Origin of the sequence: Muricoccus harenae (assembly GCF_009848505.1) — a bacterium.
Classification (GTDB): Bacteria; Pseudomonadota; Alphaproteobacteria; order Acetobacterales; family Acetobacteraceae; genus Roseomonas; species Roseomonas harenae.
This window is the reverse complement of record NZ_WWDL01000018.1, coordinates 20,013-35,869: the sequence shown is the minus strand read 5'-3', so window position 1 is coordinate 35,869 and position 15,857 is coordinate 20,013. Positions and strand designations below refer to the sequence as shown.

Annotated in this window: 16 protein-coding genes; 10 read left to right on the top strand and 6 right to left on the bottom strand. The window is 70.2% G+C overall.

The annotated features are described in order from the left end of the window. The first annotated feature begins 54 nt into the window (after window positions 1-54). Both rpoN and hpf read left to right on the top strand, forming a co-directional pair. Window positions 55-1,518 carry an RNA polymerase factor sigma-54 gene (rpoN, locus tag GSE44_RS14020; RefSeq protein ID WP_159349525.1) on the top strand — a complete coding sequence of 488 codons (1,464 nt, stop codon included), beginning with the start codon at window positions 55-57 and terminating at the stop codon, window positions 1,516-1,518. Between the two features lie 72 nt (window positions 1,519-1,590). Further along, window positions 1,591-2,208, top strand: coding sequence for a ribosome hibernation-promoting factor, HPF/YfiA family (hpf, locus tag GSE44_RS14015; RefSeq protein WP_159349455.1), 618 nt, complete (start codon window positions 1,591-1,593; stop codon window positions 2,206-2,208). A 112-nt stretch (window positions 2,209-2,320) separates the two neighbouring features. Here hpf and GSE44_RS14010 read toward each other — a convergent pair whose 3' ends face one another. Next, window positions 2,321-2,542 (bottom strand): DUF1150 family protein, encoded by a 222-nt coding sequence (locus GSE44_RS14010; RefSeq protein ID WP_328799080.1) that lies wholly within the window; start codon window positions 2,540-2,542, stop codon window positions 2,321-2,323. A 92-nt stretch (window positions 2,543-2,634) separates the two neighbouring features. Further along, a complete protein-coding gene (locus GSE44_RS14005; RefSeq protein WP_159349453.1) occupies window positions 2,635-3,072 on the bottom strand; it encodes an Hsp20 family protein in 438 nt (145 codons plus the stop codon). A 210-nt stretch (window positions 3,073-3,282) separates the two neighbouring features. On the opposite strand from GSE44_RS14005, the gene def reads away from it, so the two are divergent. From def to truA, 3 genes are read left to right on the top strand one after another with little or no spacing between them, the layout of a single operon-like run. Next, window positions 3,283-3,819 (top strand): peptide deformylase, encoded by a 537-nt coding sequence (def, locus tag GSE44_RS14000; RefSeq protein ID WP_159349452.1) that lies wholly within the window; start codon window positions 3,283-3,285, stop codon window positions 3,817-3,819. A gap of 35 nt (window positions 3,820-3,854) precedes the next feature. Then, entirely contained in the window at window positions 3,855-4,766 is a 912-nt protein-coding gene (fmt, locus tag GSE44_RS13995) for a methionyl-tRNA formyltransferase (RefSeq protein WP_159349524.1), read from the top strand. A 1-nt stretch (window position 4,767) separates the two neighbouring features. Beyond that, window positions 4,768-5,532 (top strand): tRNA pseudouridine(38-40) synthase TruA, encoded by a 765-nt coding sequence (gene truA / locus GSE44_RS13990; RefSeq protein ID WP_159349451.1) that lies wholly within the window; start codon window positions 4,768-4,770, stop codon window positions 5,530-5,532. A gap of 316 nt (window positions 5,533-5,848) precedes the next feature. Here truA and GSE44_RS13985 read toward each other — a convergent pair whose 3' ends face one another. Beyond that, window positions 5,849-7,288 carry an NAD-dependent succinate-semialdehyde dehydrogenase gene (locus GSE44_RS13985; RefSeq protein ID WP_159349450.1) on the bottom strand — a complete coding sequence of 480 codons (1,440 nt, stop codon included), beginning with the start codon at window positions 7,286-7,288 and terminating at the stop codon, window positions 5,849-5,851. A 14-nt stretch (window positions 7,289-7,302) separates the two neighbouring features. Continuing rightward, window positions 7,303-8,844 carry an acetolactate synthase large subunit gene (locus GSE44_RS13980; protein WP_159349449.1) on the bottom strand — a complete coding sequence of 514 codons (1,542 nt, stop codon included), beginning with the start codon at window positions 8,842-8,844 and terminating at the stop codon, window positions 7,303-7,305. 268 nt (window positions 8,845-9,112) lie between these two features. Between GSE44_RS13980 and gabT the strand changes: the two genes are divergently transcribed. From gabT to mobA, 3 genes are read left to right on the top strand one after another with little or no spacing between them, the layout of a single operon-like run. Next, entirely contained in the window at window positions 9,113-10,462 is a 1,350-nt protein-coding gene (gene gabT, locus GSE44_RS13975) for a 4-aminobutyrate--2-oxoglutarate transaminase (protein ID WP_159349448.1), read from the top strand. Continuing rightward, complete coding sequence (locus GSE44_RS13970) at window positions 10,459-10,857, top strand: hypothetical protein (protein WP_159349447.1); 399 nt, start codon at window positions 10,459-10,461, stop codon at window positions 10,855-10,857. Before gabT ends, GSE44_RS13970 begins: the two co-directional genes overlap by 4 nt. Then, entirely contained in the window at window positions 10,844-11,449 is a 606-nt protein-coding gene (gene mobA / locus GSE44_RS13965) for a molybdenum cofactor guanylyltransferase MobA (RefSeq protein ID WP_268893656.1), read from the top strand. Before GSE44_RS13970 ends, mobA begins: the two co-directional genes overlap by 14 nt. Here the strand turns inward: mobA and GSE44_RS13960 are convergent. Both GSE44_RS13960 and mobB read right to left on the bottom strand, forming a co-directional pair. Further along, entirely contained in the window at window positions 11,431-12,678 is a 1,248-nt protein-coding gene (locus GSE44_RS13960; protein ID WP_159349446.1) for a molybdopterin molybdotransferase MoeA, read from the bottom strand. The two genes, mobA and GSE44_RS13960, sit on opposite strands and share 19 nt — an antisense overlap. Then, window positions 12,666-13,166: a molybdopterin-guanine dinucleotide biosynthesis protein B gene (gene mobB, locus GSE44_RS13955; RefSeq protein ID WP_159349445.1), complete on the bottom strand. Its 501-nt coding sequence runs from the start codon at window positions 13,164-13,166 to the stop codon at window positions 12,666-12,668. Before mobB ends, GSE44_RS13960 begins: the two co-directional genes overlap by 13 nt. Before the next feature lie 209 nt (window positions 13,167-13,375). Here mobB and GSE44_RS13950 point away from each other — a divergent pair, with 209 nt between their 5' ends. Both GSE44_RS13950 and GSE44_RS13945 read left to right on the top strand, forming a co-directional pair. Continuing rightward, the gene (locus GSE44_RS13950; RefSeq protein ID WP_159349444.1) at window positions 13,376-14,377 is read left to right on the top strand and encodes an NADP-dependent oxidoreductase; all 1,002 of its coding nucleotides are present in this window, start codon (window positions 13,376-13,378) and stop codon (window positions 14,375-14,377) included. Window positions 14,378-14,406: 29 nt separating this feature from the next. Then, window positions 14,407-15,846: a M20 family metallopeptidase gene (locus tag GSE44_RS13945; protein ID WP_159349443.1), complete on the top strand. Its 1,440-nt coding sequence runs from the start codon at window positions 14,407-14,409 to the stop codon at window positions 15,844-15,846. Window positions 15,847-15,857 lie beyond the last annotated feature (11 nt).

Sequence of the window (15,857 nt, the reverse complement as noted above, 5' to 3'; positions counted from 1 at the left end):
CCGGGCCTTTCAGGAACGAAGGGCCGCGCCCGCACCTGGCGCGTGCGCATTAAAATGGTCTCGCTCGGCCCAAGGCTGGATTTCCGGCAGACGCAGCAGCTGGTGATGACGCCGCAACTGCGGCAAGCCATCAAGCTGCTCCAGTCCAGCAACCTCGAAGTATCCGCCTTCGTCGAGGAGGAGCTGGAGCGCAACCCGATGCTGGAGCGCGAGGAGAGCACCGCCCCCGCCGCCCCCGTGGCGGTGGAATGCGACTCCTTCGAGGCCGCCTCCTCCCCCTTGATGGGCGAGGACGCCGCCAGCCCTATCGAAGCCGACTGGTCCTCCAGCTACGAAAGCGGCGACGCCCTTTACCCCTCCTCCCGCGGCGCCCGCGCCGATTCCTGGGAGGATGAGGGCCGCAGCCTGGAGGAGATCGCTGGCGAACGCCCGCGCTCGCTGCGCGAACTCCTGGCCGAGCAGGCCCGCCTCGCCTTCGGGCACCCGCGCGACCGGCTGATCGCGAGCCATCTGATCGCCCTGCTCGACCCCGCCGGCCGGCTTCCCATTTCCGATGCCACCATCGCCCAGGCGCTCGGCTGCGAAACCGAAACCGTTTCCGCCATCCGCGCCCGCATGCAGCGCTTCGATCCGCCGGGCCTTTTCTGCGCCGACCTGCGCGAATGCCTGGCCGTGCAGCTCGCCGAGCTGAACCGGCTGGACCCCGCGATGCAGGCCCTGCTGGACAATCTGGAGCTCCTCGCCCGCCGCGACACCCATGCCCTGCTCCACGCCTGCGGCGTGGATGCCGAGGACCTCTCGGGCATGGTGGCCGAGATCCGCCGCCTGAACCCCAAGCCAGGCGCCTCCGCCGAGGGCGAGGTCGCGCAGCTGGTGGTGCCGGATGTGCTCATGCGCCGCCTGCCCGACGGCACCTGGCTGCTGGAGCTGAACCCCGAGACCCTGCCCCGCGTCCTGGTCAACCGCGGCTTCCATGCCACCGCCCAGACCGGCGCCCGCAGCAAGGAGGACCGCGCCTTCCTGGCCGAGAAGCTTCAGGCCGCCAATTGGCTGGTCCGCAGCCTGGAACAGCGCGCCAACACCATCCTGCGCGTGGCCGCCGAGATCGTGCGGCGGCAGGAGGCCTTCTTCCGGCACGGCGTCGGGCACCTCCGCCCGCTGATCCTGCGCGACGTGGCGGATGAGCTGGGCATGCACGAGAGCACCGTCTCCCGCGTCACTGCCAACAAGTACATCGCGACGCCGCGCGGCACGCTGGAGCTGAAATACTTCTTCACCACCGCCATCGCCGGCACGCGCGGTGGCGAAAGCTTCAGCGCCGAGGCCATCCGCCACCGCATCCGCGACTTGGTGGATGCCGAAACGCCGGCGGATGTCCTGTCGGACGACGCCATCGTGGAACGGCTTCGCGCCGAAGGCGTGGATATCGCCCGGCGCACCGTCGCAAAGTACCGGGACGCGCTGCGCATCCCCTCTTCCGTGCAGCGCAAGAGGGAGAAATTGGCGCCTGCTCTCTGAAACGCCCCTTTAAAGCGCCAAGCCTGCCCCACAGGTCACATTTGTTACAATGAGATCAGAGGGAGCCTATCCATGCACATCACGGTCGCCGGCAAGGGCGTTGAGACCGGGGAGGCACTGAAAACGCATGTGACGGATGGGCTGGCCGCAGTCGCGCGAAAATACTTCGACCATGCGCTGGATGCACATGTGACCTTTCGAAGGGATCGCACATTCTTCGCCTGCGACATCAATCTCCGAGCTGGCCGCGGCCTCAGCATGCGGGCCGAGGGGGAGGGAATCGACGCCCACCGCGCCTTCGCCGACGCCGCCGCCCATATCGGCAAGCGCCTGCGCCGCTACCGGCGCCGCGTGAACGAGCATGCGCGGAACATGGCCGAGGAACGCAATCCCCTCGCCGAAATGGCCCGCGACGTGCTGCTGCGGGACGAAGAAGAGGCCGAGGAGGGCGCGGCGTTCGCGACCGAGGTCGCTGACGGCCAGCACAATGGCGCGATCGTTGCCGAAACCCCGACCGAAATCAGCCATCTCACCGTGCCCGAGGCGGTGATGCGTCTCGACTTATCCCAGGCGCCGGTCCTGATGTTCCGCAACCGGGGCTCCGGAATCCTGAATGTCGTCTATCGCCGCACCGACGGCCATGTGGGCTGGATCGACCCCCATCCGGACGGTTTGGCGCGCCCAGCCTGACACGCCGGACCAAGGGACCGGCGGGGAGGCGCGGCGCCTCCCCTCGGTCGCCTTCAGCCGCGCGCCCGCGCGAAGGATGCCCTCGCGTGCCCCGCTCGCGCTCGACCTCGCCTTAGTGGACGAGGACGGGCGCCATTTCGTGTTGCAGGATGGCCGCAATCGCCAGCGCCTCGGTCGGCGCCGCACCGATCGGCGTGCCATCCGCCGCATGGATCGCCACCGCCGAAGCGCCGTTCACGGTCACCGGGCGGATATAGGCCAACTCCTGCGCCCCAAATCGCGCCCAGTCGAGGGCGGACAGGTTGCGGAGGGTGAAGGCAGGGGTCGGGTTCATCATCTTCTCCTCGCCCGCAGCCGGAATGGCCTGCGGACTAATAACGCCCATTCGGCCCCCCGGTTCGGCGGGGCATCACGGGCGGGGATTGTTCAGGCCTCGCCGTCCACCATCGGGCGGGTCTTGCCATTGATCTGGATGGTCCGGACGCGGACCTCTGGCTGGGGACGGCGCAGCTCCACATGGAGCAGGCCGTTGTCGAGCCAGGCGCCCTCGATATCGATGCCTTCGGCGATCACGAAGGCCCGCTGGAACTGCCGCGCGGCAATGCCGCGATGCAGGAAGATGCGTCCTTCGGAATCGTCCCTCTGGCGGCCCCGGATCACCAGCTGGTTGTCTTCCTGCGTGATCTGCAGGTCGTCCATGGCAAAGCCCGCCACGGCAAGGGTGATCCGCAACCTGTCGGCCGCCGTCTGCTCGATATTGTAGGGGGGATAGCCGTCAGCAGACTTCTGCACCCGGTCGAGCATCTGCTCGAGGTGGTCAAAGCCCAGGAAGAGCGGCGATCCGAAGACCGGCGAACGCGACATGAAGCGGCATCCTTGAGGAAGCGAGGCCACGAAGGACCGGCCCATCAAGGCACCGGCCCCGGCAAAGGATATCGGTAATCCCGCCCTCTGTTGCAAGATCACCCCGGCCGCGCTCCCCGGCCATACCCGCTTGGTACAGTGGCAGGCAGAGCAGCCCTGACATGCATTCCGCCGCGTACCTTTCTGCCCTACATGCGGGCGGAGCAAGCCATGACCGACATCCTCCTCCTCCCTGTCCTGCTCCACCCTGCCCCCATCCTGCGCGCCAAGGCGCGCCCGGTGGCCGAAGGCGATGCGGACCGCGTGCGGGAGCTCGCGCCCCGCATGCTGGCCACCATGTACAAGGCGCCGGGCATCGGCCTTGCCGCCCCCCAAGTGGGCGAGGGCCTGCGCCTCATCGTCCTCGACGTCCAGCATGAGGGCAGTCCCCCCAGCCCGATGGTGCTGGTGAACCCCGAGATCGTCGCCGCCAGCGAGGAGCGCGCGATCCGCGAAGAAGGCTGCCTCTCCATCCCCGGCCAATATGCCGATGTCGAGCGCCCCGCCCGGGTGAAGGTCCGCTGGCGCGAGTTGGACGGCACCCGCCGGGAGATGGAGGCCGACGACCTCCTCGCCACCTGCCTCCAGCACGAGATCGACCACCTGGACGGCGTGATGTTCACCGACCGCATCAGCCCGCTGAAGCGCAACATGCTGCTGAAGAGGTTCCTGAAGGAGCAGAAGCTGAAGTCGCGGGAGGCGATGTGACCACCGCCGCGGCGCAGGAGCGCACCACCCGTCCCCTGCGCCTGGCCTTCATGGGCAGCCCCGCCTTCTCCGTCCCCGCCCTGCACGCCCTGCACGCCGCCGGCCACGAGATCGCCGCCGTCTATGCCCAGCCCCCCCGCCCCGCCGGGCGCGGCCAGCACGAGACCCCCTGCCCCGTCCACCAGGCCGCCCTCGACCTCGGCCTGCCCGTCCGCACGCCCGCGAAGGTCCGCCGCGACACCGCCGAGCACGAGGCCTTCGCCGCCCTGGACCTCGATGCCGCGGTGGTCGTCGCCTACGGCCTGATCCTGCCCAAGCCCATGCTGGACGCCCCGCGCCGCGGCTGCCTGAACATTCATGCCAGCCTCCTTCCCCGCTGGCGCGGCGCCGCCCCCATCCACGCTGCCGTCCTGGCCGGGGACGCCGAGACCGGCATCACCATCATGCGGATGGACGAAGGCCTGGACACCGGCCCCATGCTCCTGCGCGAAGCCACTCCCATCGAACCCCGGGACACCACGCCGGATGTCCATGACCGCCTCTCCGCCATGGGCGCCCGCCTGATCCTGCGCGCCTTGGAGGAAGATCCCCCCGCCATCCCGCAGCCCGAGCAAGGCGCCACCTACGCCCCCAAGCTCGGTAAGGAGGATGGCCGGCTGGACTGGACCCAGCCAGCCGAGGCGCTGGACCGCCGCATCCGCGCCATGTCCCCCTGGCCCGGCGCCTTCACCGCACTGAACGGCGAGCCCCTGCGCGTGCTTTCCGCTGAACCCGCCTCAGGCCGGCAGGCGCCCCCGGGCACCGTGCTGGACGATACCCTGCTGGTTGCCTGCGGCGAGGGCACCGCCCTCCAGCTCATCCGTATCCAGAAGCCCGGCCGCGCCGCCATGGACAGCGCCGCCTTCCTGCGCGGCACCCGCGTGGCTCCCGGCACGATCCTCGGCTGAAATGCCCCGCTACGCCCTGCTGATCGAATATGACGGCACGCCCTTCCTGGGCTGGCAGCGCCAGAAGGACGGCCTCACGGTGCAGCAGGTGCTGGAGGAAGCCGCCGCTCCGCTGAATGGCGGCGTGGAGCCGGTAATCGGTGGTGCCGGCCGCACCGACACGGGCGTCCATGCCGAAGGCCAGGTCGCCCAGGTGGACCTCGCCGCCGACCTTCCGGTGGAGCGCATCCGCGAGGCGCTGAACACCCGCACCCGTCCCCATCCCGTCGCGGTGCTCTCCGTCGTCCGCCCCCCGGAGGAATGGAGCGCCCGCTTCTCGGCGGTCCACCGCGCCTATCGCTACTGCATCCTCAACCGCCGCGCTCGGCCGGGGCTGGACCTCGGCCGCGTCTGGCATGTCCCGCAGCGACTGGATGCCGGCGCCATGCACGAAGCCGCGCAGATGCTGCTCGGCCACCACGACTTCTCCGCCTTCCGTGCCGCCGCCTGCCAAGCCAAGGACGCCCTCCGCACGCTGGACCGCCTCGACGTCTCCCGCCATGGCGACGAGATCGTGGTCACGGTGGAGGCCCGCTCCTTCCTGCACCACCAGGTCCGAAACATGGTCGGCACCCTGGCCCAGGTCGGCCGCGGTGCGCGCCCGGTCACCTGGCCCCGCGCCGTGCTCGACGGTCGCGACCGCACCCGCGCCGGTCAGACCGCCCCGCCCGACGGGTTGTGCTTCACCGCCGTCCGCTACGACCCGCCGCTGGACTGGCCGATCTAATACTGCCCCGCATGGGAGCAGACCTACTCCCTATGTCCGAGGCGGTGCAGGCAGGAGGTTCAGCCTCCGAAGACAGGTCAGCTTCCAGGCGAACCGGGATAAATGCTCCCGAAGCTTGCTCGCGCCCGCAGGTATTTCCGGCGGCAGTCATGCGCCCCGAGCCCCATGCTCCGATGGAAGCCGCGCCTGAGGTCCATGACCTCAGGCACCAGCCCCGCGGTGCCGCGCATCAAACCATCCCCGCAGAAAGCCATCGCGGGTCCGGGGTGGCCGCTGCCACCCCGGCGGAGATCCGGAGGCAGAGCCTCCGGCTTTCCTACAGCCCCGCCTGCGTGACGAACTTCGTCACCAGATAGGGCTCGATCGCCTCGGACCCGCCCTCGGAGCCGTAGCCGCTGTCCTTCACGCCGCCGAAGGGCACTTCCGGCAGGGCCAGGCCAAGATGGTTGATCGTCATCATCCCCGTCTCGACCTTCGCCGCGATGGCCTGCGCCGTCGTCGCGGATCCGGTGAAGGCATAGGCCGCCAGCCCGAAGGGGAGACGGTTGGATTCCGCCACCACCTCGTCGAAGTCGGAGAAGCGGTTCACCAGCGCCAGCGGTCCGAAGGGCTCCTCGTTCATCGCGCGGGAGTCGCGCGGCAGGTCGGAGATCACCGTCGGCTCGTAGAAGTAGCCCTTGTTGCCGATTCGCTTGCCACCCGTCTGCAGCTTCGCGCCACGGCCCACCGCGTCCTGCACCAGCGCTTCGATGGAGGGGATGCGGCGCTCATTCGCCAGCGGCCCCATCGCCACGCCCTCTTCCGTCCCGGCACCGACCTTGATGGCCTTGGCCGCGTTGGTGAAGGTCTCGAGGAACTCGTCGAAGCTCCGCTCCTGCACCAGGAAGCGAGTCGGCGAAACGCATACCTGGCCGGCGTTGCGGAATTTGGAAGCGGCCAGCGTCTTCGCTGCCTTCTGGATGTCGGCGTCGTCGAACACGATGGCCGGGGCATGGCCGCCCAGCTCCATCGTCGCACGCTTCATGTGCTGCCCAGCCATGGCCGCCAGCATCTTCCCGACCGGGGTGGAACCCGTGAAGGTGATCTTACGGATGACCGGATGCGGGATGAGGTAGGAGGAAATCTCCGACGGCACGCCATAGACGAGCCCGATCACGCCCTTCGGCACGCCCGCATCCACGAAGCAGCGGATCAGCTCGGCCGGCGAGGCAGGCGTCTCCTCCGGCGCCTTCACGATGATCGAGCAGCCCGTCGCCAGCGCCGCGGAAAGCTTCCGCACCACCTGATTGATCGGGAAGTTCCACGGCGTGAAGGCCGCGACCGGACCCACCGGCTCACGCACCACCAGCTGATAGATCCCCTCGGCCCGCGCCGGGATCACGCGGCCATAGGCGCGCCGCCCTTCCTCCGCGAACCAGTCGATCACATCCGCGCCGGCCAGCACCTCGCCCTTCGCCTCGACGAGGGGCTTGCCCTGTTCGGCCGTCATCATCGCGGCGATGGAATCGGCGCGGGAGCGCAGCAGGTCCGCGGCCTTGCGCATCAGCTTGCTGCGCTCGAACACCGAAACCTTGCGCCACACCGCGAAGCCGCGCTCGGTCGCGGCGAGCGCCTCGTCGAGATCCACCTTCTCGGCATGGGCGACGGTGCCGATCGCCTCTTCCGTCGCCGGGTTGATGATCTCCAGCACCTTGCCGGAGCGCGCATCGCGCCACTCGCCGTCAATGTGCAGCTGCACCTTAGGATAGCTGGCCATGGTCATGGTCTCCGTCAGATGACGAGTTCGATGAGGAAGGGGCCGTTCCGGCTCACGCTCTGGGAGAGCAAGTCGCCGCAGGCCTCGAGGGTGGTCGCCTGCGCGGCCTCCACGCCCATGCCGTTCGCGATCTTCACCCAGTCGAGGTCGGGATTGCCGAGGTCGAGCATGTTCATCGCCGTCGGCCCCGGATTGGCGCCCACGCCGGCATACTCGCCGATCAGGATCTGGTACTTGCGGTTCGACAGGATGATCGTCGTCACCGGCAGCTTTTCGCGCGCCTGCGTCCAGAGCGACTGCACGGAATACATCGCCGAGCCATCCGCCTGCAGGCTGATCACCCGCCGCTGCCCGCCCGCGCCGATCGCGGCACCGGTCGCCACCGGCATGCCGTCGCCGATCGCGCCGCCGGTCAGTTGCAGCCAGTCATGGGCCGGCGCCGTATGGGTCAGCGGATAGAAGCCGCGGCCGAAGGAGACGCTCTCGTCGGAAACGATCGCGTTTTCCGGCATCAGCGCCGCGACGGTCAGCGCCAGCCCCTCCGGCGTCGGCGCCCCACGCCCCGGTTGCGGCCGCGGGCCCGGATCGGGAATCGCCGCCTGCGGCGCGCCCAGCTCGTCCGCCAGCGCCGCGAGCGCGGCTTCCGCGTTCTGCTCGAAGCGCGTCAGCACATGCACCTGCGCATCCGGCGAGTAATGGCGCGAAGGCTTGTCCGGATAGGCGAAGAAGCCGACCGGCGCCTTCGCGTTCACCAGGATGATGTGCTCGAACTCCGCCAGGGCCTTGATCGCCACATCCGCCACATAGGGCACGCGCTCCAGCTGAGGCCGCCCCCGCCCGCGCGAGACGCGCGCATTGGAGCCCTCGGCCAGCAGCTTCGCGCCTGTCGCCTGCGCAATCCGCCAGGCCAGCGCCTGCCCGTTCTCGCGCAGCGCCATCCCGCCCAGCAGGATCAGCACGTTCTTCTTCTCGCGCAGCACCCGCGCCGCGTTGCGGATGACGGAAGGGTCCGCCGCCTGGGCCGCCGGCACCGCCAGCGGCTCCGCCACCACCCCGCCCTCGTCCCAGGAGGCGTCGGAGGGCAGCACCAGCGTCGCGACCTGTCCAGGCGCCGTGCGCGCCGCCTGCACCGCCACCGCCGCGTCGGCTCCCACCTCGGCCGAGGCCGTGCTGGTCCGCACCCAGCCCGAAACCGGCCGCGCCCAGCCCTCGGTATCCGCCGTCAGCGGCGCGTCGAAGGGTCGGTGATAGGTCGCCTGGTCGCCGACGATGTTGACGATCCCGCTGCGCGCCCGGCGCGCATTGTGCAGGTTGGCCAAGCCATTCGCGAGGCCCGGGCCGCAATGCAGCAGCGTGCAGGCGGGCTTCCCGGCCAGGCGGAAATACCCGTCCGCCATGCCGGTCACGACATTCTCCTGCAGCCCCAGCACGCAGCGCATGCCGGGGATCTGGTCCAGCGCCGCGACGAAATGCATCTCGCTGGTGCCCGGGTTGGCGAAGCAGGTGTCCACACCCGATTTGAGCAGCGTGTGGACAAGACTTTGGGCACCGTTCACGGACTGTCGACTCCCGTTTCGTAAAGGGGGCGCAAGTTGCGCGCCCTGGACAGGCGCCGCAAGGTACCCCAGCCGGCACCGGCCGCTCACGGTCCCGTGATATCCCCTGCGGGCCCGCGGCGCGCCCGCATCTGTCCTCACCCAGACGACAAACCGCCCCGTAGGCGCCCTCCGCACTATTCCATCACCGGACCGTGTGTTTGAGCCTTGCCCCCGCACGCGGCGCGGAGCAACTTCCGGCCTTCGCGCGTACAGGGACATTGTATCCATGGGCACCACCATCACCGGCGAAACCACGGCTCCCCTCGAGGAGGGCCCGCGCAACGCCAACCTGCAGGCGCGCAAGGAAGCCGCCGTGCCGCGCGGCCTCGCCACCTCCCTCCCCGTCTTCGCCGCAAAGGCCGAGGGCTCGGAGATCATCGATGTCGAGGGCAAGCGCTACATCGACTTCGCGGGCGGCATCGCCGTGCTGAACACCGGCCACCTCCACCCGAAGGTGAAGGCCGCCGTGCAGGCGCAGCTGGAGAACTTCTCCCACACCTGCATCCAGGTGACGCCCTATGAGAGCTATGTCCGCCTCGCCGAGCGGCTGAACGCCATCGCGCCCGTGCGCGGCCCGGCCAAGACCGTGTTCCTGACCACCGGCGCCGAGGCGGTGGAGAATGCGGTGAAGATCGCCCGCGCCCATACCGGCCGCCCGGGCGTCATCGCCTTCTCCGGCGCCTTCCACGGCCGCACGCTGCTCGGCATGGCGCTGACCGGCAAGGTCGTGCCCTACAAGGTCGGCTTCGGCCCGATGCCGGCCGACATCTACCACCTGCCCTTCCCCATCGCCTATCACGGCAAGGAAGTCGCGCAGACGCTCGACGCCATCGAGACGCTGTTCAAGGCGGACATCGACCCGAACCGGATCGCCGCCTTCATCATCGAGCCCGTGCAGGGCGAGGGCGGCTTCTACCAGGCCCAGCCCGAGCTGATGCAGGGCCTGCGCGCCATCGCCGACAAATACGGCATCCTGCTGATCGCGGACGAGGTGCAGACCGGCTTCGCCCGCACCGGCAAGATGTTCGCCATGGAGCACACCGGCGTGAAGGCCGACCTCGTGACCATGGCGAAGTCGCTGGCCGGCGGCTTCCCCCTCTCCGCCGTCTCCGGCACCGCCTCCATCATGGACAGCCCGCATCCGGGCGGCCTGGGCGGCACCTATGGCGGCTCCCCGCTCGGCTGCGCCGCCGCAAATGCGGTGCTCGACGTGATCGAGGAGGAGGATCTCTGCACCCGCGCCAATGAGCTGGGGGATCTCCTGGTCCGCCGCATCAAGGAGATGCAGGCAACCAACTCCCTCACCGGCATCATCGGCGACATCCGTCAGGTCGGCGGCATGGTGGCGATGGAGCTCGTCTCCGGCGGCGACGCCGACAAGCCCGACCCCGACCTCACCCGCGCCCTCGTCGCGCGCGCGGCCGATAAGGGCCTCGTGCTCCTCTCCTGCGGCGTGCGCGGCAACGTCATCCGCTTCCTCGCCCCCCTGACCACCTCGCACGAGCTGGTCAATGAAGGCATGGACATGCTGGCCGAAGCCCTGCGCGAATGCGCGGCGGAACGCGCCTCGGCATGAAGGAGGATTTCCGCAGGGCACTCTTCTACGGCGTGCCCTGCGGCGCCCTCGCGGTCATCGTCTTCCGCGATTCCACGCTCTTCCTGCTGCACCACATCGGCAAGCTGATGCCGCTTGCCGCCTATATCCAGACGACCGGCCCGCACGGCCTGCCCTGGCTCGCCTGGTTCTGCATCCTGGGCGCTGCCGGCGGCTTCATCATCGCCCTCGCCCTGCGCCTCCTGCCCACGCCGGACCTCATCACCGGCGCGGTCATGGGGCTGGTCGCCGTCTACATCGTCCCGCAGCACCTGCCGCGGGCGACGCCGCCTTGGGTGCTGCCACTCATCGGCGCCGGCTGGGGCTGGGGCACCGCCTTCCTGCTCCGCCCCCTTGCCCTGCGTGGACGGTCCTGAACCCATCCTCGGCGCCGTGCTGGCCGGTGGCCTGGCACGGCGCATGGGCGGTGGCGACAAAACCCTCCTGCCGCTGCACGGCCGCCCCCTGCTGGCGCATATCCTCGCACGCCTCGCCCCCCAGGTTTCCGCCCTCGCCCTGAACGCCAATGGCGACCCGTCGCGCTTCGCCGCCTACGGCCTTCCCGTTGTCCCCGACAGCATCCCGGGCCATCCCGGCCCCCTTGCCGGCATCCTCGCTGCCATGGACCACGCGGCCAGCCTCGGCCTTTCGCAAGTCCTCACCATCCCGGGCGACACACCCCTGATCCCTCTGGATCTCGCCGCGCGACTCCAGGCGGCTGCCGCGCCGATCGCCTGCGCCGCCTCGGGCGGCCGGACCCACCCGCCGATCGCCCTCTGGTCCACCGCCCTGCGCGACGACCTCCGCACAGCCATCCTCGCGGGCGAAGGCAAGGTCAGCCGCTGGGCCGCAAAGCACGGGTGCAGGGTGGTGGAATGGGAAGGCGACCCCTTCCTCAACGCCAACACGCCCGAGGATCTGCTGGCGCTGGAATGCGCCGCGCTCCCCGGTCAGAACAAGCCCAGGTAAGGGATCACGGTCACGGGCTCGCCGGGCGCGACGGCGGTCACTTCCTCGGGCAGTTCGACGAAAGCCTCCGTCCGCGCCAGCGACCCAATCAGCCCCGAGCCATCGCGCGGATAGCGCTCCGCCACCCCGCGTCGCAGCGAAACCCGCAGATACTCCCGCCGCCCGGCGCGCTTCCGGTGCGCGAAGCCGGACACGGCCGGGAACCGCGGCAAGGCCTCCGCCGCCGACCCGGCCAGGCGCAGCACCAGGGGCCGCGCCAGATGCAGGAAGGCCACCACCGCCGCCACCGGATTCCCCGGCAGCCCCAGCACCGGCACGCCGCCGATCACCCCCAGCGCCGCCGGCTTGCCCGGCTTCACCGCCAGCTTCCAGAAATGCAGCCGCCCCTGCGCCTCAATGGCGACCCGCACATGATCCTCCTCCCCCTCCGACACCCCACCTGAGGTCAGAAGCAGGTCATGCGCCGCGGCCGCCACACGCAATGCATCAGCAGTGGCCGCCGCCCGATCCGGCAGGATGCCCAGGTCACGCGCTTCGACCGGCAGTCCATCCAGCAGGGCCAGCAGCGTGTGCCGGTTGCTGTCATGCCGGCTCGCCGGGCCCAGCGCGCCTCCGGGCTCCACCAGCTCATCCCCGGTGCTGAACACCCCGACCACCGGCCGCCGCGTCACGCCGAGCCGGGCCGCGCCCAGTGCCGCCGCCAGCCCGATCGCCGCCGCATCCAGCCGCCGACCGGCGGGAAGCGCCACCTCGCCACGCGCCACATCCTCCCCGGCCTCGCGGATATTGGCGCCCCGCTCCAGCCCCCGCGCCAAGCCGGGCGGCAGCAGCACGGCGCCATCCGCCAGCCGCACATCCTCCTGCATGGCGATGGCATCGGCGCCCTCCGGCACCGGCGCGCCCGTCAGCACCCGGACCGCGGCGCCGGCCGGCAGAACGCCCGCCGCCTCGCCGGCGGCCACCCGCCCGGCAAGCGCCAGCCGCGTCTCCCCCGCGGGCGAAAGCGTCGCGTGCCGCAGCGCATAACCATCGACCGCGCTGTTCCGGAACGGCGGCAGGTCCCGTTGGGCCACCAGCGGTGCGGCCAGCACCCGCCCCCGCGCCGACCGCAGCGCTACCTGCTCCACACCGCCGACCGGCGTCACCCGCGCCACCACCAGCGCCGCCGCCTCCTCCACCGGAAGGAGGTCGCCCCCATGCGCGAAGCAGTCGCCGCTCAGCCCGGCCATGATGCGGCATGCTCCAGCGCCAGCGCGCCGATCGCCGGAATGTCGTCCAGCGCCACATGCGGCAACCCACCCGGCGGCGGCACGTCGGAGGCCACCGCCCGGATCGCCGGATCTTCCGGATGCATCCACGGCTTCCCATTCGCCACCCGGTGCACCTCAATCTTCGGATGGGGATCCCGCTTGAACCCCTCCACGATCACCAGCTCCACCGGATCCAGATGCGCCATCAGCGCCGCCAGCCCCGGCTCCGGGGCCCCGCGCAGCTCCGTCATCAGCGCCCAGCGCATGGAGGAGGACACCAGCACCTGCCCGGCCCCCGCCAATCGGTGCGTGTGGCTGTCCTTCCCGGGCTTATCGACATCGAAGGCATGATGCGCGTGCTTGATCGTGGAGACCGACACCCCACGCCCCTTCAGCCAGGGAATCAACGCCGAAAGCAGCGTCGTCTTCCCCGCCCCGCTCCAGCCCGCCAGCCCGATCACCCGCATCCGGCGCCTTCTCCCTTGCAGGGCGGCGCGGCGCGGCATCCACCCATCGCCATGCCCCCGCAGTAACCCCGCCAGCATCGGGGCGCCAGCCGCGGGCCCCGCCCCAGCACCTCCCGCCGGACGCGCCTGCTGAAATCCTGCCCCGTTGCCACGCTTGCTCCGGGCGGCGCGGGACGTACCTACTGGCGGGGCAGCAGGGAACCCGCCGCATGACCGAGACGAACCTCCAGATCCTCCTCCGCGCCCGCCCCACCGGCCGCGTCGGACCGGAACACTTCGATGTGGTGGAGGGCCCGCCCCCCACCCCGCGCCCCGGTGAGGTCCTGCTCCGCAACCGCTTCCTCTCCCTCGACCCGTATATGCGCGGCCGCATGAACGACCGCGCCTCCTACGCGGTCCCCGTCCAGATCGGCGCGGTGATGGTCGGCCAGACTGTCGCCCAGGTCGCCGAGGATCCCACCGGCACCTTCCGGCCCGGCGATTGGGTGCTGGGCGGTTATGGCTGGCAGCGATTCTCCGCGATGCCCGCCGCCGGCTTGCGCAAGCTGAACCCGGACGAGGCCCCCCTCACCACCGCCCTCGGCCTGCTCGGCATGCCCGGCACCACCGCCTGGGTCGGTGTCACCGAGATGTCCCCGCCCCGGCCCGGTGAGACCTATGTCGTCACCGCCGCCTCCGGCGCCGTCGGCGGCGTTGCCGGCCAGATCGCGAAGCGCATGGGTGCGCGGGTGGTCGGCATCGCCGGCGGCCCCGAGAAATGCGCCTTCGTCACCGGCGAGCTCGGCTTCGACGCTTGCGTCGACCACCGCGCCCCGGATTTGCCCGCCCAGCTCGCCGCCGCCTGCCCGAACGGCATCGACGGCTATTTCGAGAATGTGGGCGGCGCCGTGCAGAAGGCCGCCTGGCCGCTGATGAATGACTTCGCCCGCCTCGCCTTCTGCGGCGCCATCGCCGAATACCAGGATGGCGAGCCCGCCCCCGGCCCCAATCTCGGCCAGATCAACCGCAAGCGCCTCTCCCTCCGCGGCTTCATCGTCAGCGACCATCCCCGCGCCTTCACCGAATGGCGCCGCATCGGCGGCGCCTGGCTGAAGGAGGGCGGGCTGAAATACCGCGAGGACATCGTAAAGGGCCTGGAGAATGCCCCCGAGGCCTTCATGGGCCTGCTCGCCGGAAAGAACTTCGGCAAGCTCATCATCGAGGTGACCTGACACACAAGGGGGGAGTAGAGAGCGCCCGCATGAAGAATGACCCCATCGCGCTCGATCGCCTCTCCGACACGGTCGAGGCGAAATCCCCCGCCTATACCGAGCTTTCCGACCGCATCTGGGCCATGCCCGAGCTGCGCTTCGCCGAGCACCGCTCGGCCGAGGCGCAGATCGCCCAGCTGGAGGCCGAGGGCTTCCGAGTCACCCGCAATGTCGCCGGCATCCCCACCGCCTTCCTGGCGGAATCCGGCGAAGGCGGTCCGCTGATCGGCTTCCTCGGCGAGTTCGACGCCCTGGCCGGCCTCTCTCAGCAGGCCGGCATCGCCGAGCAGCGCCCGGTGGAAACCGGCGGCAACGGCCATGGCTGCGGGCACAACCTTCTAGGCGCCGGCGCCATGCTCGCCGCGGTCTCCGCGCGGGACGCGCTGCGTGGGGCCGGCATGAAGGGCCGCGTCCGCTACTATGGCTGCCCCGGCGAGGAAGGTGGCTCAGGCAAGACCTTCATGGCCCGCGAAGGCGCCTTCGACGATCTGGACGCCGCCATCACCTGGCATCCCGGCGCCTTCAACGGCGTCATGGCCATCCGCAACCTCGCGAATTACCAGATCTATTTCCGCTTCAAGGGCAAGGCGGCCCATGCCGCCGGCTCGCCGCATCTCGGCCGCTCGGCGCTGGATGCCGTGGAGCTGATGAATGTCGGCGTGAATTACCTGCGCGAGCACATGCCGCAGGAGGCCCGCGTCCATTACGCTATCACCAATTCCGGCGGCGTCTCGCCGAACGTGGTCCAGGCGAATGCCGAAGTCCTCTACCTCATCCGCGCTCCGAAGGTCGCAGAGGCCCGCGCCTTGTTTGAGCGCGTGAAGGCCTGCGCCGAGGGCGCCGCCATCATGACCGGCACCAGCTGGTCCTTCGAGATCGACAAGGCCTGCTCAGAGACCCTGCAGAACCAGACCCTCGACATGGCCCTGCACGGCAACTTCCAGTCCATCGGCGCCCCGGAGCATGACGAGGCTGACCAACGCTTCGCCGCCGAGATCCGCCGCTCCCTGAGCGAGGAGGACATCACCTCGGAGGTCGCGGCCTTCGGCGCCGCGCCCGAGATGGCGCACGCCGCCCTGCACGAGGACGTGCTGCCCTTCGACGGCAACCCCATAACCCAGGCCGGCTCCACCGATGTCGGCGACGTCTCGCAGATCGTCCCCACGGTCCAGGCCTGGGGCGCCTGCTGGGCCATCGGCACCCCCTTCCACACCTGGCAGGCTGTGGCCCAGGGCCAGTCTCCCCACGCCCATAAGGGCATGGTCCAGGCGGCCAAGGTCATGGCCGCCACGGCGCTCGATGGCTTCCGCGACCCGGAACTCCTCGCCCGCGCCAAGGCCGAGCTGGCGAAGCGCCGTGCGGGGAAGCCTTACGAATGCCCGATCCCGGCGGATGTCCTGGCCCCGCCGATTCGCAACAAGGCGGGCTGATAGCGCCGCGC

Excerpts from the sequence above, each read along its gene's own strand:
- GSE44_RS14005 (WP_159349453.1), bottom strand. The coding sequence starts at position 3,072 with ATGTCGCGTTCGCCGGTCTTCGGATCGCCGCTCTTCCTGGGCTTTGAC.
- rpoN (WP_159349525.1), top strand. The coding sequence starts at position 55 with ATGGTCTCGCTCGGCCCAAGGCTGGATTTCCGGCAGACGCAGCAGCTG.
- GSE44_RS14010 (WP_328799080.1), bottom strand. The coding sequence starts at position 2,542 with ATGAACCCGACCCCTGCCTTCACCCTCCGCAACCTGTCCGCCCTCGAC.
- truA (WP_159349451.1), top strand. The coding sequence starts at position 4,768 with ATGCCCCGCTACGCCCTGCTGATCGAATATGACGGCACGCCCTTCCTG.
- GSE44_RS13960 (WP_159349446.1), bottom strand. The coding sequence starts at position 12,678 with ATGGCCGGGCTGAGCGGCGACTGCTTCGCGCATGGGGGCGACCTCCTT.
- mobB (WP_159349445.1), bottom strand. The coding sequence starts at position 13,166 with ATGCGGGTGATCGGGCTGGCGGGCTGGAGCGGGGCGGGGAAGACGACG.
- gabT (WP_159349448.1), top strand. The coding sequence starts at position 9,113 with ATGGGCACCACCATCACCGGCGAAACCACGGCTCCCCTCGAGGAGGGC.
- def (WP_159349452.1), top strand. The coding sequence starts at position 3,283 with ATGACCGACATCCTCCTCCTCCCTGTCCTGCTCCACCCTGCCCCCATC.
- GSE44_RS13970 (WP_159349447.1), top strand. The coding sequence starts at position 10,459 with ATGAAGGAGGATTTCCGCAGGGCACTCTTCTACGGCGTGCCCTGCGGC.
- GSE44_RS13945 (WP_159349443.1), top strand. The coding sequence starts at position 14,407 with ATGAAGAATGACCCCATCGCGCTCGATCGCCTCTCCGACACGGTCGAG.
- GSE44_RS13950 (WP_159349444.1), top strand. The coding sequence starts at position 13,376 with ATGACCGAGACGAACCTCCAGATCCTCCTCCGCGCCCGCCCCACCGGC.
- hpf (WP_159349455.1), top strand. The coding sequence starts at position 1,591 with ATGCACATCACGGTCGCCGGCAAGGGCGTTGAGACCGGGGAGGCACTG.
- GSE44_RS13985 (WP_159349450.1), bottom strand. The coding sequence starts at position 7,288 with ATGGCCAGCTATCCTAAGGTGCAGCTGCACATTGACGGCGAGTGGCGC.